The 24,241-nt window shown below is 31.7% G+C and carries 26 protein-coding genes and 1 riboswitch; of the genes, 18 read left to right on the top strand and 8 right to left on the bottom strand.

Annotated elements, in window-relative coordinates; genetic code table 11:
- Positions 1-1,401, bottom strand: a complete 1,401-nt coding sequence (locus LC076_RS14300; protein WP_226669770.1) for a sensor histidine kinase — start codon at positions 1,399-1,401, stop codon at positions 1-3.
- Between the two features lie 3 nt (positions 1,402-1,404).
- Positions 1,405-2,076: a response regulator transcription factor gene (locus tag LC076_RS14305; protein WP_226669771.1), complete on the bottom strand. Its 672-nt coding sequence runs from the start codon at positions 2,074-2,076 to the stop codon at positions 1,405-1,407.
- Between the two features lie 215 nt (positions 2,077-2,291).
- Between LC076_RS14305 and LC076_RS14310 the strand changes: the two genes are divergently transcribed.
- The 10 genes from LC076_RS14310 (at position 2,292) to LC076_RS14355 (ending at position 9,879) form a co-directional block, all read left to right on the top strand.
- Positions 2,292-3,653 (top strand): PepSY-associated TM helix domain-containing protein, encoded by a 1,362-nt coding sequence (locus tag LC076_RS14310; protein ID WP_226669772.1) that lies wholly within the window; start codon positions 2,292-2,294, stop codon positions 3,651-3,653.
- Between the two features lie 17 nt (positions 3,654-3,670).
- Complete coding sequence (locus LC076_RS14315) at positions 3,671-4,141, top strand: FixH family protein (protein ID WP_226669773.1); 471 nt, start codon at positions 3,671-3,673, stop codon at positions 4,139-4,141.
- A 258-nt stretch (positions 4,142-4,399) separates the two neighbouring features.
- Positions 4,400-4,540: a hypothetical protein gene (locus LC076_RS14320; protein ID WP_226669774.1), complete on the top strand. Its 141-nt coding sequence runs from the start codon at positions 4,400-4,402 to the stop codon at positions 4,538-4,540.
- 279 nt (positions 4,541-4,819) lie between these two features.
- On the top strand, positions 4,820-4,963 hold the full coding sequence (locus LC076_RS24525; RefSeq protein ID WP_413465993.1) for a YjcZ family sporulation protein: 144 nt from the start codon (positions 4,820-4,822) through the stop codon (positions 4,961-4,963).
- Between the two features lie 309 nt (positions 4,964-5,272).
- On the top strand, positions 5,273-5,506 hold the full coding sequence (locus LC076_RS14330) for a DUF3953 domain-containing protein (protein WP_226669776.1): 234 nt from the start codon (positions 5,273-5,275) through the stop codon (positions 5,504-5,506).
- Between the two features lie 110 nt (positions 5,507-5,616).
- Positions 5,617-6,339: a YqjF family protein gene (locus tag LC076_RS14335; protein ID WP_226669777.1), complete on the top strand. Its 723-nt coding sequence runs from the start codon at positions 5,617-5,619 to the stop codon at positions 6,337-6,339.
- A 216-nt stretch (positions 6,340-6,555) separates the two neighbouring features.
- Positions 6,556-7,320 (top strand): rod shape-determining protein MreC, encoded by a 765-nt coding sequence (mreC, locus tag LC076_RS14340; RefSeq protein ID WP_226669778.1) that lies wholly within the window; start codon positions 6,556-6,558, stop codon positions 7,318-7,320.
- Positions 7,321-7,664: 344 nt separating this feature from the next.
- Positions 7,665-8,216 carry a sigma-70 family RNA polymerase sigma factor gene (locus LC076_RS14345; protein ID WP_413465991.1) on the top strand — a complete coding sequence of 184 codons (552 nt, stop codon included), beginning with the start codon at positions 7,665-7,667 and terminating at the stop codon, positions 8,214-8,216.
- Positions 8,201-8,611 carry a PadR family transcriptional regulator gene (locus tag LC076_RS14350; RefSeq protein WP_226669779.1) on the top strand — a complete coding sequence of 137 codons (411 nt, stop codon included), beginning with the start codon at positions 8,201-8,203 and terminating at the stop codon, positions 8,609-8,611. The genes LC076_RS14345 and LC076_RS14350 overlap by 16 nt, the downstream gene beginning before the upstream one ends.
- 5 nt (positions 8,612-8,616) lie before the next feature.
- A complete protein-coding gene (locus tag LC076_RS14355; protein WP_226669780.1) occupies positions 8,617-9,879 on the top strand; it encodes an FtsW/RodA/SpoVE family cell cycle protein in 1,263 nt (420 codons plus the stop codon).
- Between the two features lie 131 nt (positions 9,880-10,010).
- On the opposite strand, the gene LC076_RS14360 is transcribed toward LC076_RS14355, so the two are convergent.
- Both LC076_RS14360 and LC076_RS14365 read right to left on the bottom strand, forming a co-directional pair.
- On the bottom strand, positions 10,011-11,648 hold the full coding sequence (locus tag LC076_RS14360) for a hypothetical protein (RefSeq protein WP_226669781.1): 1,638 nt from the start codon (positions 11,646-11,648) through the stop codon (positions 10,011-10,013).
- A 2-nt stretch (positions 11,649-11,650) separates the two neighbouring features.
- The gene (locus tag LC076_RS14365) at positions 11,651-12,430 is read right to left on the bottom strand and encodes an ABC transporter ATP-binding protein (protein ID WP_226669782.1); all 780 of its coding nucleotides are present in this window, start codon (positions 12,428-12,430) and stop codon (positions 11,651-11,653) included.
- An 837-nt stretch (positions 12,431-13,267) separates the two neighbouring features.
- Between LC076_RS14365 and LC076_RS14370 the strand changes: the two genes are divergently transcribed.
- Positions 13,268-13,786 carry a DUF4871 domain-containing protein gene (locus LC076_RS14370; RefSeq protein WP_226669783.1) on the top strand — a complete coding sequence of 173 codons (519 nt, stop codon included), beginning with the start codon at positions 13,268-13,270 and terminating at the stop codon, positions 13,784-13,786.
- A 79-nt stretch (positions 13,787-13,865) separates the two neighbouring features.
- Positions 13,866-14,336 (top strand): hypothetical protein, encoded by a 471-nt coding sequence (locus LC076_RS14375; protein ID WP_226669784.1) that lies wholly within the window; start codon positions 13,866-13,868, stop codon positions 14,334-14,336.
- Positions 14,337-14,498: 162 nt separating this feature from the next.
- Here the strand turns inward: LC076_RS14375 and LC076_RS14380 are convergent, their stop codons facing one another.
- On the bottom strand, positions 14,499-15,692 hold the full coding sequence (locus LC076_RS14380; protein WP_226669785.1) for an MFS transporter: 1,194 nt from the start codon (positions 15,690-15,692) through the stop codon (positions 14,499-14,501).
- Between the two features lie 86 nt (positions 15,693-15,778).
- A riboswitch (purine riboswitch) is annotated at positions 15,779-15,878 on the bottom strand.
- Between the two features lie 465 nt (positions 15,879-16,343).
- Between LC076_RS14380 and LC076_RS14385 the strand changes: the two genes are divergently transcribed.
- Complete coding sequence (locus LC076_RS14385) at positions 16,344-16,610, top strand: hypothetical protein (RefSeq protein WP_226669786.1); 267 nt, start codon at positions 16,344-16,346, stop codon at positions 16,608-16,610.
- A 436-nt stretch (positions 16,611-17,046) separates the two neighbouring features.
- Complete coding sequence (locus tag LC076_RS14395) at positions 17,047-17,247, top strand: hypothetical protein (protein WP_226669787.1); 201 nt, start codon at positions 17,047-17,049, stop codon at positions 17,245-17,247.
- A 191-nt stretch (positions 17,248-17,438) separates the two neighbouring features.
- Here LC076_RS14395 and LC076_RS14400 read toward each other — a convergent pair whose 3' ends face one another.
- The gene (locus tag LC076_RS14400; RefSeq protein WP_226669788.1) at positions 17,439-18,821 is read right to left on the bottom strand and encodes a PLP-dependent aminotransferase family protein; all 1,383 of its coding nucleotides are present in this window, start codon (positions 18,819-18,821) and stop codon (positions 17,439-17,441) included.
- Positions 18,822-18,935: 114 nt separating this feature from the next.
- Between LC076_RS14400 and LC076_RS14405 the strand changes: the two genes are divergently transcribed.
- The gene (locus LC076_RS14405) at positions 18,936-19,352 is read left to right on the top strand and encodes a GNAT family N-acetyltransferase (protein WP_226669789.1); all 417 of its coding nucleotides are present in this window, start codon (positions 18,936-18,938) and stop codon (positions 19,350-19,352) included.
- Between the two features lie 101 nt (positions 19,353-19,453).
- Positions 19,454-20,773 carry a D-serine ammonia-lyase gene (locus LC076_RS14410; RefSeq protein WP_226669790.1) on the top strand — a complete coding sequence of 440 codons (1,320 nt, stop codon included), beginning with the start codon at positions 19,454-19,456 and terminating at the stop codon, positions 20,771-20,773.
- Positions 20,774-20,848: 75 nt separating this feature from the next.
- On the opposite strand, the gene LC076_RS14415 is transcribed toward LC076_RS14410, so the two are convergent.
- Positions 20,849-21,865 (bottom strand): FUSC family protein, encoded by a 1,017-nt coding sequence (locus LC076_RS14415; RefSeq protein WP_226669861.1) that lies wholly within the window; start codon positions 21,863-21,865, stop codon positions 20,849-20,851.
- 528 nt (positions 21,866-22,393) lie between these two features.
- Here LC076_RS14415 and LC076_RS14420 point away from each other — a divergent pair.
- Both LC076_RS14420 and LC076_RS14425 read left to right on the top strand, forming a co-directional pair.
- Complete coding sequence (locus LC076_RS14420; RefSeq protein ID WP_226669791.1) at positions 22,394-23,008, top strand: DJ-1/PfpI family protein; 615 nt, start codon at positions 22,394-22,396, stop codon at positions 23,006-23,008.
- Positions 23,009-23,259: 251 nt separating this feature from the next.
- Positions 23,260-23,481: an inner-membrane translocator gene (locus LC076_RS14425; protein WP_226669792.1), complete on the top strand. Its 222-nt coding sequence runs from the start codon at positions 23,260-23,262 to the stop codon at positions 23,479-23,481.
- 347 nt (positions 23,482-23,828) lie between these two features.
- Here LC076_RS14425 and LC076_RS14430 read toward each other — a convergent pair whose 3' ends face one another.
- On the bottom strand, positions 23,829-23,975 hold the full coding sequence (locus LC076_RS14430; RefSeq protein WP_226669793.1) for a BH0509 family protein: 147 nt from the start codon (positions 23,973-23,975) through the stop codon (positions 23,829-23,831).
- Positions 23,976-24,241: the final 266 nt, after the last annotated feature.

The raw sequence follows: 24,241 nt of genomic DNA on the forward strand, positions 1-24,241 counted from the left end.
CTAATCATAGGAAATAAGGGGTACTTTAATTGTCACAACTGTTCCTTCGTGGCTTTCACTTGTGATCGAAAAGGTGCCATTGTGTAAAGTGATAATTTGTTTAACAATGGATAATCCTAAGCCTGTACCACCAGTAGATCGACTTCTAGCTTTATCTGTTCGGAAAAAACGTTCTCCAATTCTATCAATATCTTCCTTGTTAATACCTTGGCCTTTGTTAGTAACAGTGAGAACCATACTGTTATGTTCTTCTTTTAATTCAATGAACACTTCACCATTTTGTGCTGAGTATTTAATCGCATTATCGATGATGTTATACATAACCTGCTGCATTCGTTTAACATCTCCGACAATGATGATATCTTCTTGAATAGAAGTACTGCACAATAGGTTATTTTCAGATAATCGTATTTTAAAAAGATCAATTGTATCTAAAAGAACCTGAGCTATTGCAATTGGCTCTTTTTCTACTACATATAAATTTTCCTCTAAATGATTGAGCTCGATTAAATCGTGAAGAATTTGATTGAGTCGATTCGTTTCTTTTTCAATTGTTGTTAAATAGCTTTCTGCTTCTTCCTTTGATTCATATAGCTGCTGCTTAAGTGCATGAGTATAGCCATTAATATAAGTAAGAGGCGTTCTAAGTTCATGAACAATATTGGAAAGAAACTCTTTTTTCCGTGATTCTTGGTCTTCCAGTGAAGAACTCATTGAATTAAATGCTTCGGCAAGTTTACCCACTTCATCTGAACTTGTTGATTTGATACGATTTGAGTAATTACCTTTTGCGATCTCCCCAGATAAATTCTGCATCGATGTTAATGGTTTAAATAGTGAAAGTCTAATTTTATTGACGATCAATAACAAGATAATGAAAAAGATGCTTCCTGCTAAAATAAGAATAGGAAGGCTTTCTTCAAATACATCATGTAATTCGGCTAATGGAACATAAATAAACACAATTCCAATTAGATCTGATTGACTTTGAATGGGAAACATCGCTCCAACGATATTTCGATCAAACTCAGAAACATAACCTTCTTTTAATATGTAATTACCTTTTGCTAATGTTGCTTGATCTTCAGGATTTATTAATGTGCTATTTGCGATTTGATAGGGAAAAAGATCCTTTAGTTCATCAACCGAATTGACTACAATTACCTCATATTCAGAGACAATATTAAACCAATGAATTTTTTCAATAATATCTTCATTTAATGATCCATAATGAAAATGGGATGCTGTATTTTCACCTTGATATATAACAGATTCACGAATGCTTTTTAGGTATAAGTCTTTATATAAAAAATGCAAAAAGAAAAATGAAAACAATATGGTGGAGCTAATACTAAGAAATATAAGAAAAAATACTTTTTTACTTAATGAGAAATTCCTCACTTTTTACACCTCAAATTTATACCCTTTTCCCCAAACAGTTTGAATAAGTGATCCATGTTGCTTTAGTTTTAAACGCAGAGTTTTTATATGTGTATCAACAGTTCTTTCGCTACCTGTGTAATAATCTCCCCATATGGCTTGTAAAAGCTGTTCTCTTGAAAATAGCTTTCCTTTATTTTTTGCTAAAAGGAATAATAATTCATATTCTTTTAAGGTAAATGGAAGTAGTTGATCCTCTAATTTAACAGAATGTGAAGCAGTATCGATCACAAGTGGTCCTAAAATTAGTCTTGAAGAAGGAAGTGATGAAACTTTTGCTCTTCGAAGGACAGATTCTATTCTGGCCAACAATTCACCTGGGTGAAATGGCTTCACAATATAATCATCACCACCTAATTTCAATCCATGAATTTTATCCCATTCTTCTCCTTTAGCTGTTAAAAAGATAAGCGGAATATCGTGAATTTTTTTTACTTCATTAGCAAATGTAAAACCATCCATATAAGGCATCATCACATCTACTAAAAGTAAATCAGGTATTTTTGTCTTTATTTTTGCAGTAGCATCCATTCCATTTGTTGCTTGTATAACTGTATAACCTTCCTTTAAAAGAAAAGTTTGCACGAGATTTCTCATTTGTTCTTCATCATCAACAATCATTATGGTTACACCCATCTTATGAACCTCACTCATTTACAATATGATTACTTATCATACACCTAATTATAAAGACAAATTGTGAAGTTTTTGTGGAATTGGTATCTTTCATTCTGAGAATTTGCTGCTGCATTAAAATTAACAACAAAGTAATTCAATTTCTTCACTTTTTCAACACATTATTTTTTTATGATGATATCAAAGGAAACTAATTGAAGAGGAGTTATGAAGTAATGACGAAAGAGAATATAAAAAATGAAAAAACAGCACGTTCATCATTATATAAAACAGTATGGAGATGGCACTTTTACGCAGCACTTATTTTTGCTCCGTTTCTGATTATTCTTGCTTTTACAGGCTCGATTTATTTGTACAAGCCTCAAATTGAGAATATGATTTACAAAGATCTTTACGAGGTAACACCTCGGGAAGAACGAGTCTTAGCTTCAGAACAGATCGAAGAAGTGAAAAAAAAATATCCAAATGCACTTGTGACGAAGTATCGACCTGGTGAAAGTGATGATCGATCTAGTGAAGTAAGTATTATTTCTAACGAGAAATCACTAACCGTTTTTAGTGATCCTTATACAGGTAAAATAATCGGAGAATTAAATAACGAAGACAAAATCATGGATAAAGTAGAAGAATTCCATGGAGAATTAATGGCTGGAACACTTGGTGATCGAATTGTTGAATTGGCAGCGTGTTGGGGAATCATTCTTGTTATCACTGGATTTTATTTATGGATGCCGAAAAAGAAATTAGCCATTTCAGGAGTCATTATTCCACGATTTAATAAAGGAAAGAAGATACTAGTTAGAGACATGCATGCTGTTCCTGCGTTTTGGATTGCTGGAGGAATGGTGTTTTTAATTATGACAGGACTTCCATGGTCTGGATTTTGGGGAACTCAATTTCAAAACATCGCAACACAATCTGGTGTAGGATATCCACCTTCAATTTGGAGTGGTGAAGCTCCAACATCTACAATTAAAACAAAAGATATTGCAGATGTGCCTTGGGCAGCTGAAAATTTAGACATTCCTTCCTCAGATGTTGAAGGGTTTACTCCGATATCAATCGATGACGTTGTCACAATAGCAAACAGAGAAGGAATTGATCGTAGTTATTCAATTTATTTGCCAAGTGAGCCGAGTGGAGTATATACGTTATCAGCTTATCCAGCTAAAGCACAAGATGAACTGACAATGCATGTTGATCAATACACAGGAGCCATTTTGACTGACTATCATTTTGATAACTATGGAATTGTAGGAAAAATTGTTGCCTTGGGAATTACTTTACACAAAGGAACACAATTTGGTTGGTTCAACCAACTTATCAGTCTTTTCATCTGCTGGGGAATTATTTTTGTCGCATTAAGCGGGTATTATTTATGGCTTATTCGCAAAAAGAAACATGACATTAGCGCACCTAAAGCACCAAGTGTATTCAAAATGAAATCATTTTTCATTCTTTTAATTGTACTAGGGATTATTTTCCCATTAGTTGGATTGTCTCTCATTATTGTGTGGTTAATAGATTTGTTGATCATCCAAAGAAGTTCAAATTTGAAGAAGACTTTCAATGCTTAATAAAGGAGGGTACAAAAGTGAAAAGTAAATTTTTCTATCTATTACCTATGTTATTACTATTATTAGTAAGTGCATGTTCAAATCAAAAAGATGTTGTTAAGCTATACCCTCAGGAATCACCGATTAACATTGATATTCTTCTTCCTGAGACAATTACTGTTAATGAAAATACAAACTTCAAAGTACAATTAAATCAAGCTGGAAAAGCATTAGAAAATCCAGACTTTGTTCATTTTGAAATTTGGAATCAAGAAGGAACTGTTTATCATTCAATGGAAGAAGCCGTTGAAGAAGGAAACGGTATTTATAGTTTAAGCAAAGAGCTTGAGCAGGAAGGTCTTTATTTTATTAAAGTACATGCGAGCAGCAATGGATCAATTATCATTCCTCAAAAGCAATTTGTTGTTGGAAGATTAACAGAGAAGAATGAGGAATTTTTATTAAAAGGTTCAAAACCGGATGTAGAGGGACATGATTCCCATCATTAGAATTCGTTAAAGTCTGTATTTGATATTGCAGGCAGATGATAAGAAAAAATACATGACGTGCAAAGGGTGTTTGATGGTCGGTAACTTGGTGAGTGGCGTGTAAAGAACGGAGAATGGTCGATAAAAAAGCATATATGACGTGTAAAGATGAAAAGATGACGTGCAAAGTCCGTTTTGTGGTCGGCAACATGACGAGTGGCGTGAAAAGTACGGAGAATGGTCGATAAAAAAGCGTATATGACGTGTAAAGTGGGTTTGATGGTCGGAAATATGGTGAGTGGCGTGCAAGTTCGAAGAATGGTCGATAAAAAAGCGTGCATGACGCGTAAAGATGAGAAGATGGCGTTCAAAGTGAGTTTAATGGTCAGTAGAAGATGGGGAGCATATCGTTCAAGTTAATTCGTTAAATGCTTAGTTGTCTTGCCGAAGTAGGAAACACCTACCAATTTAAAAATGGGCTTCATTTTAGGCGCTTTCATGAATACTTTCTCCATCTAGACGGGCTCCAAATTTCGATAAACGTATATACTATAGCGAGTTAGTACTTTACACAATCGAAAGGAAGATGTTTACATGTACGGTTACGAAAACATGCCACATATGGCTGGTGCAAATGCACCACATATGGCTGGTGCAAATGCACCACATTTGGCTGCAGCAAATGCTCCTCACCAACCAATGATGATGCCTTACACTTATGAAGCTCCTGCTTATGGATATTGCGCTCCTACTTATAGACCTAACAATACATTCGCGCTGATCGTTGTGTTATTTATTTTATTAATTATCATTGGTGCAACGATTTACGGTCCTAATTGTTAATCACGTATCAACTGTGAACTAACAAAAAATTTTAAAAAGACCATCAAAATCTTCAAGGTTTTGATGGTCTTCTTTTTTTGATATTAAGAAGAGTATTACCACAATTTTACGTCATTTTCATATACAATTATTCATTTAAAGGGTAAAGTAACTATATATGTTAAAATTTGTATTAGGCTGTGACATTACCGAAAAGCAGATGAGGAATAATATCATAGTTAATTTATTTGATAGATGCAACAGATAAAGATTTATAAAATGAATTGTAGAAAATAAAAAAGACTTTTTTCATTGAAAGTGGGGATTTCATTGTTAAAATTTTTGCAAATTATACTATCTATAACTGTTATTTCCCTTGCAGGATATGGATTGATTACTGAGGACTTTAAATTTCAACCTTATATGATGCTGTTATTAGGTTTAACGATGTTTGTGATGGGATTAAGAGAATTTCAAAAGGGGAAAAAAGCTTATGGCTGGCTAATTATCGTTGTTTTTCTATTTATTTTATCTGTAACCATCAAAAGTTTTTTATTGAACTAACGGATAGAGTAAAAGTTTTGTCTAAATTCCGTTTGGGACCCTGCTATTTTATAAATCAATTGGGTGTAAGGAGAAGGTACATTTATTAGTTGTGATTGGAGGTTATTTTTATGAATGATAATCATCGTCCTTGGCCAATTCCAAGAAAACCTTGGGTTATGAAGCAGACATGGGAACATTTACTTTTTGCACATTGGAAGATTGATTTAGATTTAATTAAACCCTATATACCAGATTCTTTAGAAATCGATACATTTAATGGGGAGGCTTGGATTGCTGTCGTCCCGTTTGACATGAGAAATATCCGTCTAAGATACCTCCCAGAAATACCATTTACTTCACGTTTTCCTGAAATTAATGTTCGAACTTACGTGACCAAAAATGGAAAACCAGGAGTATATTTTTTCAGTCTAGATGCTGCTAATTTTTTAGCCGTACAAGTAGCCAATACTTTCTTCTATTTACCTTATTATTACGCACATATTTCATGCAGCAAAGATAAAGAAACAATAAATTATTATTCAAATAGACTTAAACAAAAAAGAAATTATGAGTTTTCTGCTTCATATAAGCCAATATCAGAAACGTTCTTTGCACAAAAGGGTACCTTAGAACACTGGTTAACAGAAAGATACTGTTTATACACAACAAACAACAACAAATTATTCATTTCGGAAATTGCTCATGATCCATGGCCATTACAACATGCAGAAGCAACAATAAATTGTAATACAATGATACCCATAAGTGGTTTTCAGTCCGAACAAAATAAACCATTACTTCATTATTCTAAAGGTGTCGACGTCATATTATGGGGGATAGAAAAGATCTAATAAAATCTATATGCAATTATAAAGATTATTTTTATGAATCAAATTTTAATATTGCTTTTACAAAAAGAACTTATCAGTAATAAACAAACTAGAAGGAAACAAGGTGAAAATGATTTATCATTATTAACACGAATGTTATCAGCATTTTCCTATCCTTCTTTATAAATTCGATTTTTCAAATAAAAATTTACTACATAACATTGAAAGGTGTCCATTTTGAACAAAAAATTACTAATTCTAATAATCTTAATTATCATACTTGCAGGTATATCCATCAAATTTTCCGGGGTATATCATCTAAAAGAAACTATCAGAAATAATGAGTTTTTATCTCAAATAAAAGATATATGGTTTACATATAAAGAGAATCAGTTGTTAAAGAATCGAATAGATGGTTATGAACAAGCAAAGATCGAAAAAGAGATAATTATTGCTGACACTGAAATATTAAACGAGATAAAAACTCTTGTGAATAAATACAAAAGCCATAACCCTGTTATTGGAACGGTGATTAAAAGAGAAATAGATCCCAATAATCCTCAGGTATGGTATAACTCTCTCATAATTGATAAGGGTAAGAATGATTCGATTAAGAAAAACATGGCAGTATTAGGCCCAGATGGTTTAGTCGGTATCATTCATAAAGTGAATGACACAACCTCTGAGGTTCAATTATTAACTAATACTGGGAGAAAGGGATTAATTCCTGCAACACTTAAAAAAGACAAATCTGTCTTTGGTATGATTGAAAAATACAATCTAGAAAAAAATCAGCTGCATTTCACTAGAATAGACACAGAGATAGAACTTGAAATTGGTAGTATAGTTATGACTTCTGAATTAAGTATAACTTTACCAAGAGAATTGGAAATCGGAAAAATTATCGAAGTGAAAAATGATAACTTCGGTCTAACTAAGACTGCTGTAGTTGAACCTTCCTCTGATTTTACTGATATTAAATATGTAGTTATACTGCAATAGAAAACTAGATAACCCTCTAATTAATCACTCTTTCGAAAAGGTAGAATCTAAGAAAAGTAGTAGGTAGTGAAGAAGATTAATAAACAGTAATTCTATAAACCAAAAACATTTTTCATATACTATAAAAATAGTGAAGTGAGCTTATGCAATGAAAGCTCAATGATTGTACATAAAATAAAGCTGTTGATTTGAAAATGTGATGTTTAACAAGCATCACATTTTTTATATTTTCGTAAACTTTTTTTAAAAAAATCCACAAATTGTGAGAAATACAAAATTTTTAAGAAAGTCAAAAACTTTGTTTGTTTTAGAATCGTCTAATGTATGGAAGGGAGCAGATTACATTGGAAGAAAGTATGACTCAAGACCTTATAACAAATGATCGAGAAATATTACTAGATGATTTAATGGATAAATACGGAAACTCCATCTTGCAGCTTGCCTACTTCTACGTAGGTAACAAAGAGGTTGCGGAGGATCTTACACAAGAGATTTTTGTGAAATGTTATCAAAAGTTGGATCAATATCAGAAAAAGTCTTCTATAAAAACGTGGCTTTGGAAAATTGCGATAAATCATTGTAAAGATTATCTAAGAAGTTGGCATTATAAACATATTGTTGTTTCAAATGAGCAGGATTTACATACTTCAAGTCAAGAAAATGAAGTGGAGCACCAAGTGATTCAAAAATATGAAGATGAGCAATTAGTGAAAACAGTATTTCGTTTACCAGATACATATAAAGAAGTCATCTTTTTATTTTATTTCGAGGAACGATCGATAAAAGAAATATCCAATCTGATTAACGTGAATCAAAATACAATTAAGACTAGGCTAAAGAGGGCAAAAGAAATGTTGAAAGAATGTTTGGAGGTAGAAACATGGAGGATCAGTTGAAACAATTTCAACAGGCAATGAAAAAAACAGTATTACAAGAGCTGAATTTTACAGAAGAACATAAAAAAAGCATTAGACAGAAAATTAAACAATCGCAAACAACGACAGAAGAAGATGTATTATTATCGTTATTTCAGCTATTAAAGCAAAAACGATCAGGTTTTGAATTAAGTAGATTAATGCGAGCAAGAGGGATAGAAAGATTTGAAAATGAAGAGGGTCTTCTATACATGTCACTACATAAATTCGAACAAAAGGGTTACTTGAATACATACTGGGAAGAACATGATGTAAAGCTTTATGAGCTTAATAATAATGGGTTGAAATTATTAAAAAAGCTTGAAAACAAAAGCAATGTTACAGTCTACTTTCTAAAAGAAATATTTGAGAGGTAATGATCATGGCTAAACTAAAAGAACAATTTCTAGCTGATGTACTGCAGTCCATTAAATCAAAAGAAGCTAAGTCAATTATATACAAGGAGTTAAATTACCATATAAACATGTCAAAGTCAGAGCTAATTTCAAAGGGAATTAGTGATAGTGAAGCTGAAGAACAAGCAATAAAGAAGATGGGTAGTCCATTAGAGCTTGGAATACACTTTAATAAACTGTATCGACCTTTATTTGATTGGAAACTTTTCGGTCTTTTCTTAATCATTATCTTAATGGGGCTTCTTCCGCACATCCATTCAAACGTTTACTCTGAAAATTTATTGATCAAACAAATCATTTATATTGTATTAGGGATTTTAGTAACAATAACAGTAATGTTTATTGATTATAGAAAGGTGAAAAGATTTGGCTGGTTTTTTCTAATCTCGGCGTTAGGTATATTGTTTGTTCTTAACTTTTTTCCTAATGCGATCATTAATGGAGTGGGCTATTTATACTTTCCTGGCTTTTTTGTTAGTGGAAATTCGCTTTATTTTATGTTTCTCGTGTTTTGGGCCTTCTATTTTTCTAAGGAAAAACCAAATTTGTACATAATAGGTGGTATCTACTTAATTTCTGTATTCTTGTTTATGAGTTTACCAAGTTTACCAGATGTATTTATCTACTCTATTTTTGTTTTTACGTTATTTTTTTGTAGCTCCATAAATAAAAAAGCTATTTATACCACAATTGGAGTCGTATTTAGTCTAGTCATTTCGCTCGTAAGTGTCTTTTGGTTTTCTATGGAAGAATATCATAAAGATCGGTTACTTGGTTTTTTACATCCTCATGATTACTCACAAGGTGCAGGTTATATGTATATTATGTTAAAAAATTTATTATCAAAAGGTGGATGGTTTGGAAATTCAGGTCAAGAGAATTTTGATTATGATTTAATAACAGATTTCGCTTTCGCTAATATTACCTATTATTTTGGATGGATCTTATCTGGCTTTCTTCTTGTAGCAATTTTATTACTTATATATCGATTGATCATTGTCTCAGCAGATATAAAAGATACTTTTGGGAAACAGTTAATTTTAGGAGTGTGCTCATTGCTCTCAATCCAAATTGTGTACAACATTGGGATGATTTTTGGACTTTTTCCAATTATATCAATGTCACTTCCGTTCATTAGCTACGGACTAAACTCAACTGTTTTAAATTCTATTCTTATTGGAATCGTACTAAGCGTGTATCGAAGAAAACATTTGGTTGTTCATGTATGATGAGTTTTAAAAAATTGCGAAAAATTCTATGACTTATTTAAAATCATATAATAAGAAAACGCTGTTGAATTTGAATAAACAGCGTTTTGAAATTCAAATCCTAATTTCTCTTAATAAATAAGATAAACAAATTACTCATGAATCTTTTCCCATGTAATATTGAATGCCCATTTCCATAAAATCCTCAAGAAAACAAGAGAAAGAACTACATATAGATAGATTCCATAAGGAAACAAAGTACTGATAAAGTGTAGACCAGCAAATAACGCAGCTATCACCATTAAACCGAATATAATGGCACCGTTACTATTTTGATTATATTCATCAAAAGACTCTGAAAAGGGAAGAGATTTTTTAAGAATCGCAAAGCATATAACAGAATATAAACAGGTATTAATAAAAACAACGATAAGATCTGGCAGAATTCTTATACCAAATAATGCGATAAATAGGACAAAAAGAATCAAGTAAACTGGTAAATATAAATTGATTAGAAACGCCTTTATTGTTCCAGTGAACAGCGGTTTTAAAGAATGAATAGGAGCTACCCTAAAAATCCACGCACCCTTATATTTACCTGAAAATTTTAGAAGTATCAAAATGGTAGGAACGATGATTAAACTAAAGTAAATAGATAAATAGGCTTTGCTTGTAGCAAGAGCATTAAAATCTGTAGAAAATCCATTCAAGATAAAAATAAAAGGAATAACAATGGAAAAACCTAAAGATGGATATACTTTTAGTTTGAAATCTCGTTCATTTTTCATCATTAAACTAGCAAAACGAAAAAAAGTTTTCTCCTCATGAGATCGACAAATAACATTAAGAAGATATTGTCCCAGCTTATTACGTGTTTTTTCTTTTGCTTTTCCATGATACGTAAGCTTTTGGAGGTTTTGCTCAAAAGCAGGATTGCATTTTATATAAATCAAGATCGATAAAAGAGGAAATAAGATTCCTAAGGCTGTAAATAACAGATAAAAAGGCTGAAAAACACCATTCATGATCAATTCCATATTTGCTCCAAACCACATTGGGAAAATAAAGACTTGCCACCACTGTGGTTCAAGTGAAACGGTTAAGTCAATTATTTCAAATGAACGAACAAGTAATTGATAACCAACCATGATTGCAAGCGACAACATGATTTGAACATAGTTAATAATATCTTTTAATTTTTCACCATCAAAGAAACGTAAAATAGACAAATAGATGAGTGCTGTTAGCCCGACAACAAAAAGATCAAGTAGAATAATGTTTAAAATTGACACAAGGAAAAACAGAAATCCATTCACAAAAAGTCCAACAATTAAGGGGATTCCAACAAGCGCAATCGTTAGGAAAGATAGGTAAATAATGACATGGACCATTTTCGCCGTACTAATTGTTCTTCTATCAACAGGCTTTGGAAACAGGATATTTCGATCACGGATGTCTAACAAAACAGAAGAAAAATCGGATATCATGGATGTCATAATAAAAAAGGTGAATACACCATAAAAAATGCTCATTTGAAAAAGGTAATTTTCTCCCATGAGTAAAAAAGGAATCATAAACAATCCAAATAACACATAAATCCATAATGATTTAATATACTGATTGCTCGTTTCTTTTTTCTTAGCATTTTGCGAGAAAATCGTAGGAACTCTTCGTCCATCCATTGTTAACTTCACTTGTAAAATTCTTCTCATGGTTTTGTAATCGATATTAAAACGATTAAAAACTCTCTCAAATCGATCCAATAGTTTCAGTGTTCGATAGTCTTTCATCATTACATCTCCCTTACAACAGAAACAAATCGTGAAGCAAGGTCTTTATGTTCACTAAATCCAGTAAGTTGGTTAAAGATCTGTTCAAGTGAACCTTCCGTACGATCTTGTTTTAGCTCCTCAAAGGTGCCATCTGCTGCAATTCTACCATCATGTAGAAGAATAATACGGCTGCTTATTTTTTCAACCACGTCCATAATATGGGAAGAGTAGAAAATCGTTTTTCCTTGAGCAGCAAGTTGTGTCATAATTTCTTTGAAAATCATCACACTATTTGCATCCAAACCATTGATTGGTTCATCAAAAAACAAAAGATCAGGATCATGCAGCAAGCTTGAGATAATTAAAAGCTTTTGTCGCATACCTTTTGAGTAAGAAGCAATGCGAGAATGATAGACTTCACCAATTCCGAAAAGCTCCATTAATTGTTTAGCCTTAGAGTTAGCGAGATCAAAATCGAGACCATACAATTCACCAATGAAAGTTAAATATTCACTACCAGTTAAATTATCATATAATTCGGCTATTTCAGGAACATAGCCAATTTTTCTTTTATAATCTATCTTCCCATCAGAAATATCATGATTGAAGATGTTAATTTCACCAGAATAGTCATCTTCAATTCCTAACATAAGTTTAACAGTGGTACTTTTTCCAGCCCCGTTTGGCCCAATATATCCAATGATTTCTCCTCTTTTTACCTGAAAAGACACATCATTTAGTACAGACTTACCACCATAACTTTTTTTTAAGTTATTGATCGATAATATTATTTCTTCCATTTCTTTAATCCCCCATGTCTAAATATTTCCATTTTCTAGTGTAACATTAATCCATTTAAATACTAAAGGGGGAAAATCAAATTTAATGATACCCTTCTGCTAATTTAAACATAATTAGCAATCCATAATTTATGAACGATTAAAAATTTATTGTGGAAAAAAAATAGAAGAAAGGTAACTTATGTTAAAATATATATAATAAAAAATAATTAATTAGATGTTATATAAGTTAAATCTAGGTCTATAAGATTATAGGTTACTATAAATGAAAGTAGGAGAGATGGGTGTGAAATATCTTTTGGATTTTATTTTAGCTGTATCATTGAATGGTTTTTCATATTATATCGCCAGCGTCATTCTTAGAAATGAATTAGCTCTTTGGCAAGCAAAATTATAATAGGTTTTACTGTTGTTTCGCTAGGAGCGTTAACTGAAGCCTTGAAAAGTCCAATTTGGTTAATTATTGTCGTTCCATTTCCAGTAGGAATGTTCTTATTGTACTTATTTCTTAACGGAACTGTTTGTCAATGGTTTCTTACGTATATCATTACTTTTTCTCTTTACACAGCTATACATATACCTATGAGTTATTTTTTTATTTCCATTCTTTAATTCCAGCATGGAAACTTTCTCGTTCTTGATCATAGTTGATTTAGTGGAGTGATTAATTGAAGTTTCACACAATAAAAGCGCATAGCAACAAATCAAAATTATTTGTGTGTTATATTCTTGGTAAATTTCTAAATTTGAATGGTGTTTTTATCCAATAAATAGAAATGTGAGGATCGAAAAAGAGAATTAGTTCATTAATAGTTTACTAAAGAATGGATGATTTTTATGCGCAAATGGTACCTATTATTTATTTTTTTGATCATTTTTGCAGGTTGTGAAGCAAACAAAGTGGATAAAGACAATAACTCCATTAAATTACCTAATAACATACCTAGCTATGTGAAGAAAGAAGATATAAGAGAAATCGATTGGAGTCAAAAGGCGGTAGAATTTGATAGTGATACCGGAAGTGAAATGTTTGGCGTGAAAGATAAGGTAGGAATTATAGGGCCCATGCTAAAACCAAACCAAGTTGAAAAATGGATGTGGCATTTTTGGGGAGTTAACGAAGGGGAAATGACAGTGGTGGGCATAAACAGATCCACAACGAAGATTTATCCTATTTTAATTAACGGCCAGTCTAAGGATGATCGATTTTGGTCGAAGGAGCTTGCTGGTGAAATTAATGGTGCTGATTACCATACACCATCAAATGTAATGATTAGTGAAGCAGGAGAATGGGCTTTTATGGTTTATATAAACGGTGAGTTATTTGAAACGTTTGTTATGGAGGTTAGGAATTAAATGAAAAATTAAAAGGGAATGTAGTAGAAGAGATTTTTTTATTCCTTCCAATTATTAAAATAAGGGTGTGTATCTAATCTTGAAATTTAATTCTTTTAAATTAAATGTTTTTATCATTATATTGATTCTTGGTTTTTCAATGCATCATTTTCACAACCCTTTACACGGTAAAGATAAGGAGTCTATTGTTAAAGTAATTCATTCAATCGAAGGATATGCTGATAAACCAACAGAGATTTTAGATATTAAAGATTTTGATGATGTAAGAGTTGTAGGATTTCTTTATAATAACAATCCAGCTTATATGACATTATACAAAAATGTGTGGGGAAATTATAAATGGAAAAGCATTGAAGTTAGAAATGATGAAACACTAAGTGCTTTTCTGCCTAGCCTTCCACAAAACATACCACCTAAAATGATGTATGTATCTACCTTTGATAATAAACTAACAACATCAGAAGTAGATGTGAATGGACAGTTAGTAAAACAACAATTTCCTACAAATAGAGCATTTGCACCTTGGGTGGATATCCCAACACATGATTAAAGGTGATGAAACAATTTTACATGAACATCCATGTGTAAATTCACCTTAAACATAAATGCCAAGAGACCTTCAAACGTTATAAATTGAAGGTCTCTATTTTATGAAAAATTCACTTTCGCTTCATCTATTTTTTTCAACGGGCATTTAACATCTCTAACTTGTTCAGGCCTTTGATTCTTGTGCAGACGATCTCATCATTGATTTGTCTCTTTCTATCGTTTTTCTTGTTATTGAAAACACTGCACAAAGTAAGGCGATAATGACAATAACTCCTCCAAACCAAGCAGTTTTAGCGACAGTTCCTGTTTGACTTAAAACAATACCACCAAAAGCTGAGCCAAGTGCAATACCTACTTGTAATGCGGAGTTATTAAAGCTTTGCTGAATATCTGATGTTGCAGGATCTGCTTGAATCAAGTAGCTTTGCTGTGGAGGTGCCAAACTCCAACTTAATGCTGCCCAAACCATCATGAACGGTATGAATAGAATAAGTGAGAAAGTAGTTAATGGCAATAAAAATAATACAAAGGCAAATGCACTAATGACAAAAATAATGCTTTTATGAGCTCCGATTGAATCGGAAAGAATTCCTCCGAAAGCTCCTCCACTTACAGCGGCAATTCCAAATAATAAATAACAAATACTAATCCAATAGGAACTTAAATGTAGTTGCGTTTCTAAAAATGGAGTGAAGTAAGCATAAATCGTATAATGTCCTGCTAACATAAATACAGTTGCAAGATGTGCACTACCTAATTTAGCGCTACTCACTGCTTTTAATTGCTGTGAAAGTGGAATCGTACTCTCACCAGGAATTCGCTCTAGAAAGATAGCAATAAGGACAAAAGATCCAAGAGATAAAATCGCAATTCCAAGAAAAATAACACGCCAACCAAATGTATCGGAAATAAGAATACCTAGAGGCACACCCATAACAAGTGATGAACTAATCCCCATATAGATAAGTCCTAAAGCTTTTGCTCGATGAGTTGGAGCAACTATTTTAGCAGCAATGATTAACGACAGAACAACAATTAAAGCTGTACTCATTGCCGTTATAACTCTAGCAAACATCATAAAGGAAAAACTTGTGCTAAAGTACGTCATAATATTGCCGATAAAGAAAACAAACAGTGAAGAAAGATATAACTTTTTTCTTTCTATTTTATTAGTTAATACAAGTAAAACAGGACCAGCAACTGCATATATAAGTGCAAAAACAGTGATTAGTTGTCCAGCAGAGCTTAATGAAATATTAAAATCGTTAGCAATCGTTGGCAATATTCCACCAACAATTAATTCAACTAGTCCTACTGCGACAGTTGATAAAGCGAGAATAAAAACTTTTACATTCATAATCTATTTTTCATCCTTCCTCATACATCAATGAAATACTTTGAATTAATTATCAGAAAAAAACAAAAAATCCTGATTACAAAAAACGAATAATATTCATTTTCTGTAATCAGGATTTTATGGTTCCTGGTAGAGACCCTCAAGCCATATTCTAGAGGTTATACAGGTAGTACATATTTAGTTGTAGGTAAGCACTTTGAAAAGATTACTATATTTTATCGTATTTATCAAGTCTTTTTTAAAATTGTGAAAGAAAATGCTTATTAATTTTTTATTAGAAAAATATCTAACATAAATCCACCTACTAGTAAAGAAATTATGATCGTAAGTGACTGATTTTCTAAAAGCATTCTCTTAAACTTCCAAGCTTTATGGCAATACAGATATTATTAGTTCCTGACTATACTTTGAATATCAGAAGATTCCCATGTAAATCGTTGGATATATATGTTAAAATGAGATTAGTTTTTATAAAGTGTACTTAAGTTTAAATAACAAGAAACCGATAAACCTTAATATTCTATATATACTGGATTAAAGTTGCTTATCACATTGAAGGGTACGAGTGTTCAATCAGAACAGTCACATTTCCATAAAAGAGCAGGTTAATTGAAGCAGCTATTATTAGTTTAATGGAGTGGTTAAAAGTAAATGAGAAAAATTAATTTTCGTAAAAAAATATGTTTTTACTTATCCTTAACTCTTTTTCTTTTTGGTGTTATTTCTTGGGTGCCTTATCTTGTACTTAACATCCAAGAGCCTTATGGAATGTTAACATTTATCCTTAATCCAATAGGTTTTTATTTAGGATACTTAGCAAAAAACAGACTTTTAGCATTAAGTAATTTAGCTATGTTATTTAGTATTGTCCCAGTAGCTATTTATGTTTACATAACAAAAGGATATATTCCTATGTAAGTTAATGAAAAATGGAATGTCATAAAAATCATTCTTATTAAAGGAAAATGTAAGATTATAAAATATGAATAGAGGCTTTTCACTAACGATATAAATCTGAAGTAGATTGAAAGAAAAGTTGAAGAGATATAAGGGGACTTATTCTTATTACTCTGGATATTTATTGACATCTTGATAAGATGATATATCGTTCCGTTTTCAATGAAAAATAAATATGGAAAGTAAGCTCGCTTTTATAAGCTCAAATATAGAAGGTGAGGAAAGTTCAAGAAAAACTAAATTCATAGTTTGGTGGATAGTGAGTACCTTAGCTTGGGGAATTTTGAGTTTCATTCTTATTGTATGGTGGGTTTTATAATCACTTTGGATAACAGTTGACTTAAAATGGACTTAAACGAACGGGTAGTCTTAAACTAAAAAAAGGAGAGTAGATTATTTGGGTATTGATCGTTCCTCAAGATTAGCAAGATGGAGAGAGAAGTATGGATCGGTAGCAATTGCGTTATGTTGTTTATGTAGTGCAATCATAACATGGGGAAATAACTGGGTTTTAACAGGAATTTTAGTGTTAGGTGTTTTGGTTTGCGGAGCAATAGGGGTCTTTGGAATGAAACAAGCTTTAAAGAAAAAGAATTAATATCTTCCTTCTAAACAGAAGAATTTTAACATTTAAACTCAACGTAAAGGAAGCGAGTGTTCATTAAGAACAGTCGCTTTTTCATTATCAGATGAATGAGTTCAAGTACGAAATATGAATTATATTAATGAATTAATAAGGAAACTAGCGATGATAAAATTGCATCCTTATTTACAATAACTTTTTAATAATCAAAGGAGGTGATTTGTGTTTTCAACAAAAAATACTTGATGAATTTTTAATTTGTTTATGTTTTTTGCTAGTTTTTCAATACCTTGATCTATTTGTGTTATGTCTACTTGAGAAATACACAATCTAATTAAAGAATTCTTCTGAAACTCTGGTAAATACATTCTTTTTGCATCAACTACTAATACGTTATCCTGTTGTAGCATTGTCATCAAACGATTTGCCTGAATCATTTTTGGCAAGTAGATAGATAAATAAAACCCTGATTTAGGTTTCGTAAAAAGAACATCTGGTGATAAGTGTTTTTCACATGATTGTATAACCATTTTCATTTTTGTACTATACAAATCTCTAATTCTTTCAATATGTGCATTGAACATACCACTTTTTAAATAGAGTTCTAATGCTCCTTGAGATATGGTTGTACTAAACAAATCAGAACTAAATTTATAACGTGAAAAAGTATTTATTAATAATTCAGGCAGTATGGCTAGGCCTATTCTTAAACCAGGAAGCATGATTTTCGAAAAACTTTTTAAATAAATCACTCTTCCCGTTGGGTCATAGGTAAACATAGGGTCTGATTTGGTATTTAAATCCAGATCACCAAATATGTCATCTTCTACAATATAAACATCATATTTAGTTGCAAGTTCTACAATTTTCTTTTTTACTTTGTTAGAGTAACTATGGCCTAGAGGATTATGAAATCTAGGAATGATATAAAAAAACTTAATGTTGTTATGTTTAAACAAATACTCTAATCGCTCTAAATCTATTCCTTCCATATCTACTTCAATACCAAACGTCTTAACATGATGAACTTTCACAGATTCAATCATGCCAGAATATGTGGGCTGTTCAACTAGTATATTTGTTTTTCCATTAGGAAAAGGCATATGTACGAGCAAATGAAGAGCCTGTTGTGATCCAGATGTAATTAAGATTCTTTGGAGATCTGTAAATACTTGCCGATCTTGCAAGTGTTTCGTCAATTCCTTTCGCAATGAAGGTAAGCCCTGCTGGTGAGAATACGTAAAAAGTTCTTCTTTATATAAATTAATCGCTTGATTAAAACAATGTTGAAAATCTTCATATGGCATTGCTTTTTTATCAGGACCTGCGGAAAGAAAATCAATTATGACCTTATTCGACTTGTCATTCATATGATTTTCATGGTTTACAACATAATATCCACTTTTTGGTATGGAATAAATTAAATGTTGATTTTCTAATTCATTATAAGCTTTAATTATTGTATTTTTACTACAGCTATACTGCTCAGATAACATTCGAATCGAAGGGATTTTTGTTCCAGACTTAAGGGAACCATCGGTAATTTTCTTTTTTAAATCATCCATAATAAGACTATATTTTGTATTCATGAGTGAATGACCTCCAAATCTGTACCTATACAGTTAATGAAAAATAGGATGTTCATTAGTAGATAAAACCTCTATGTTATTAGTATATCATTGTTTTAATAGGGGGCATGTTTAATGGAGTGGTACAAAGATGGTTATACAGTTGATGATACGAAAACTAGAATGGATACAGATGCTATTTACAATATGCTTTCAAACAGCTATTGGGCATCAGCGCGAACCAAGGAAGTGATTATTAATAGCATGAAAAACTCCATTTGTTTTGGTGTATTTGAAGGTGAAAAACAAATAGGTTTTGCAAGAGTAATTACAGATTATTATGTTTTTGCGTGGATTTGTGATGTAATTATCCATGATAATTACCGAGGAAAAGGATTAGGTAAAATGTTGCTCACGTGCATTATGGAACATCCCGACATTCAAGTGAAATCTTTTGGACTTTATACAAAAGATGCTCATACACTTTATAAGAAATTTGGTTTTACTAATGTGGAGACAATGCAATGTAAAATTTCACACCAGGAGGGCTAGTACGTAAATAAACCTTTTTCTAATTTTAATTCATATACTTGCGATATAATACATTTAACCATATAGAAATGAAATAAAAGCACAAAAGAAGGTATATGCATATGAAACAGATACAAGGAAAAACCGTGGAGGAATGGGTAAAAATTCATCCAATTATTAATCAGGTGATCAATACGGAAGAAACACTGTGGATCAATTCCAACCATAAAAATTTTGAAGAGGCGATCGAAAAAATCACGTTAACAATGGATGAAGTGGTAGATGCTGAGGAAAGATTGAGAAGATTTGCTCCTTACTTAATGGCTGTTTTTCCCGAAACAAAACCGAATGGTGGCATAATTGAGTCAGGTCTTGTTGAAATACCAAGCATGAAAATCGCCATGGAAAATCACTTTAACAAAAAACTAACTGGTCATTTGCTTCTTAAATGTGATCATACTTTACCAATTTCAGGTTCAATCAAAGCTAGAGGTGGCATTTATGAGGTGTTGAAGCATGCCGAAGAGATTGCACTTAAAAGTAGGATGTTAACAGTTGATGATGATTACAGCATGTTAGCTCAACCTCACTTTAAAGAGCTTTTTTCTCAGCATTCAATTTCAGTTGGGTCAACAGGAAATTTGGGATTAAGTATTGGAATAATAAGTGCAAAATTAGGGTTTAAGGTGTTTGTTCATATGTCAGCAGATGCAAAGCTATGGAAAAAGGATTTATTAAGAAAAAGCGGTGTTACAGTCATTGAGTATGATTCAGATTATAGTGTGGCCGTTGCTGAAGGTAGGAAACAGGCAGAAGAAGATGAAAGAATGCATTTTGTTGATGATGAAAACTCGAAAGATCTCTTTTTAGGTTATGCTGTAGCTGCATTGCGACTAAAACAGCAACTTGAAGAACGTAAAATCTATGTTAATGAGGAGCAGCCATTAATCGTTCATTTGCCTTGTGGCGTTGGAGGTGGACCTGGCGGGGTAGCTTTTGGGTTGAAATTAGTTTTTAAGGATAACGTCCACTGTTATTTTGCAGAACCAACACATTCTCCAGCCATGTTATTAGGTTTAGTCACAGGATTACATGATAAGATATCTGTTCATGATTTTGATATAGATAACATAACTGAAGCAGATGGATTGGCTGTTGGAAGACCATCTGGATTTGTAGGGAAAATGTTAGAAGAATTAATTAGTGGTGTTTATACTGTTGAAGATCAACATCTTTATCAATTGCTTTATATGTTAATTAAAACAGAGAATATATGGTTAGAACCTTCTGCAGTCGCTGGTTTTCCAGGAGTCATGAAGCTAAATGCTATTAAAGATGGTAACCATTTAGTTTGGGCAACTGGAGGAGATATGCTTCCGGATATTATTCATAAAGACAACTATTTGAGAGGAAAGAAGTATTGGATAAATCGACTGCAGTAAGAGTAAATCACTTCAAAGAAATAGTATTATAATAGACGATTTTTAAAACATCAGTAACCTAAAACTAATCAAAGGTTACTGATGTTTTAATTGGTTAATTAGTTTTTCTAGACGATTTAAATGAAAGGAATAATCAATAATAGATGATAAGACAATCAGCAAGCGAACATTTTGATCGGAATTTTGTAGATATAATTTCAGTTTGAGTTCAAAGCTTTTCTTAAAATCTTCTTTTTCAAAGCTTGTATGATTTTCCTTTATTTTTCCTTGGTACTTTAATAGTAGAAATTCATGATATTTAATTAAGTGTTCAAGTTGATCATCAAAAAATTGGGTGTCTTCATCAATTTTTTTACTTTGGAAAAAGTGTTCCTCGATATTCTCTAAAAGCTGTTCTCCTTCTTGCAGTGTTTTAAACAACTGCCGAAAAACTAGGATTTCTCTTCCGTGAAGTTGGTTTGATTTTTTCCCAAGTTTTGCTCTCTCTTCATCAAATAACAAATATTGCTCTTCTAATTTCTTAATATCACTTTTAAATTTCTTACTGTGCTCCTGATACGTTGCCTCAGTTAACTCATTGGAAATGGCTGTTCTAATGAGTAAGGACATATTGTGAAACGTGGTTTCAACAAGCTGTACAAACGTTTTTTTGTATTTTGGTGGAAATATGAGTAAGTTGATTAAAATAGCAGTGCATGTCCCAATTAAAATCACATAAAATCTTTCTAATGCAAAGTAAATATCCTCACTTCCAGCAGCACTCATAACAGCTAGGACCGTAACAAGTGTTAATGGAATCGTACTTTGTAAATTCATTTTTATACTTATCGCAATAACAAGGATAATGACAAAACCAATAATTACAGGATTTTCGCCAAAGAAATAGATGAAAAATAGTGAAATCGTTGCTCCGATTGTATTAGCCATAATTTGATCGACCATTTGCTTCCATGTACGATAAATAGAAGGCTGAATAGCTAGAATGGCCGCAACCCCTGCAAAAACAGAAAGCTCAAAATGAAATAATGAACATATGTATATCGATAAGGACACTGCTAATCCTGTTTTTAAGATGCGTGGACCAAAAGTAATGCTGAACCCTCCAAACTAAAATCATAAATTAAGTGTGTATCATAAAATCATTTTACCTTACTTTTTCCGTATCATAAAGCAATGATGAGTTTCATCTTTTAATAATGGATTTGTGTACAATAAATAATACAAATAACCGAGTATTTGTCATTGATGACGAATAGAGACGATAAGATCATCAATAATACTTACATTCTAGCAATCTTCTAATGTAATGGAAATCTATAAATGGAAATAAGGAAATTTACTGATTTACTTATCAATTGGATATTTATGTTAAACTATAAGTGTGAAAATGAAAATGACTAGTTATAAATAAAACTATTTATTTTAAAGACTGTTGAATAATAATACTTAAACTTATATGAGAACTTCAAGGGTTCATCATACTGGGAGGTTATTGGAACAGCCTTGGTGAAATTACTATTTGTAAAGCAAAAGTATATCTTTGTACATTCAATGAACAACAGTTAAATGAAGAATTCGTAATAAATTCTAATAAAGTTCAACTATTTAGGAGGAAGATTATTGCCTACAAAGAAACAATGGAGCGTTGGTATTTTACTTTTTAACGAGGTTGAGGTTCTTGATTTTGCAGGACCATTTGAAGTTTTTTCTGTCACTACATATGAAGATTTTGAAACAAAAGCATTTTTAGTAAGCACCATTTCAGAAACAGGTGAAATTATTTCTGCTAGAAACGGATTGAAAGTTCAACCAGACTACAATTTTGAGAATGCTCCTTTATATGATATCATCGTGATTCCTGGTGGACCAGGAGTTCAAGAAACCGAGATTCATAATAAACGAGTTTTAAAATGGATAGCATCTCATTCGCAAAATGTAAAAATAATGACCTCCGTTTGTACGGGTGCTTTCTTGCTAGCGAAAGCAAAATTACTTGATGGCAAACAAGCGACAACACATTGGTTAAGTTATCATCGACTTCAAAAAGACTTTCCAAGAATAGAAGTGCTAAGAGATGTGAAATTCGTTGATCAAGGTAATATTATTACTTCAGCAGGGGTTTCAGCTGGGATAGATATGTCTTTTCATATAGTAAATCGACTTCTAGGTAGTAAAATAGCAGAAAATACAGCTAAAGGTATGGAATACAATATTAAATTAGGTAAGATAAATTAGTTAGGATACTCATCTTATATTAAAGATAACGTATTTTTTCTTAACATGGTTATATTGTTGATGATCTCTTATATAAAAAAACCTCATAGAGTATGATCTCAAGTTAAATTTAGATTACTGCAATAGAATTATGCAGTATTATAATAAATGATTGAGAAAGGATTAATATGGACACTTTAATTTTAATATTATTTTTCATCGTTTTAATATCTCTTAATATTGCGTTTTTTTTATTGTTTAAAAGGGGAAAATTGAATCTTATTTTATCAGGCATCTTTATGATGATTCTTGCACCAATTCTTGGTTTTTTATGCGGTGCATTATTTCATCACTTTTATGATTGGGGTTCAGGAGGAACAGGTGAAGGTGCTGGATATGGTGGAGCAATTTTAGGAATAATCACTTTAATGAATGGTGTTCTTATTTTGGTGATTGGAATCATCAAATGGTTTATACTTGTCGTAAAAAAGTAAAAAGTTTCATTAGAAGAAGTGCTAGTTCCTTTTTGAAATAAGTGGGCAAAAATGGTTTTATATAAATACTGCACAATTAGAGAATAAGGAAATCATTAAAGCAAGAAATGAAAAGGCGATCAAAAATGTTCCTTTAGAGCAATTATATTGTACTCATTGTGGATTTGCTTCTACTCATCATGGAAACATTTTACCTAAAGAAGAGTAATGGGCAAAATTAAAATAAGTTGTTGATATTTCTAATGAAATTTTTGGGTTAAAGACGAGCCAAGAAAAATAGCGATCAACACACAAAAACAGCTTTGTACATGGTACAAAGCTGTTTATTATATCATTGGAATTTTAAATTACATATAATCGTAAACAGAGTCTTCTAAGTAGAGCCAGTGATAGTATTCAATTTGTGGATCTGTCATTTCAGACATTTCTTTTTCATTGAATTTTTGTTTTGCTAACAATTCCTTCACTTTTGAGTCTCTGGCTTGTTTACTCATTTTTAAATCCTCCTATAATATGAGAAGTAACGTTGATGCTACATTCATGTAAGCGATTTCTTTTATTACTTACTTTTATTATATATCTCAAACTGAGATTAAACCAATATCAATTATAGATGATTTTTTCAAGAACTGATATAGAAATGTTATTTATCAAGAAAGGATCTAATTTGCTTTCAGTAAAAATAGCCAAAGAGACGTTTTATCATTTTTTTAAGTAAAGATAAATGGTTAAGACAAGGTTAAAATATGTATATGTAGTT

The organism is Metabacillus litoralis, assembly GCF_020524045.1.
Classification (GTDB): Bacteria; Bacillota; Bacilli; order Bacillales; family Bacillaceae; genus Metabacillus; species Metabacillus litoralis_C.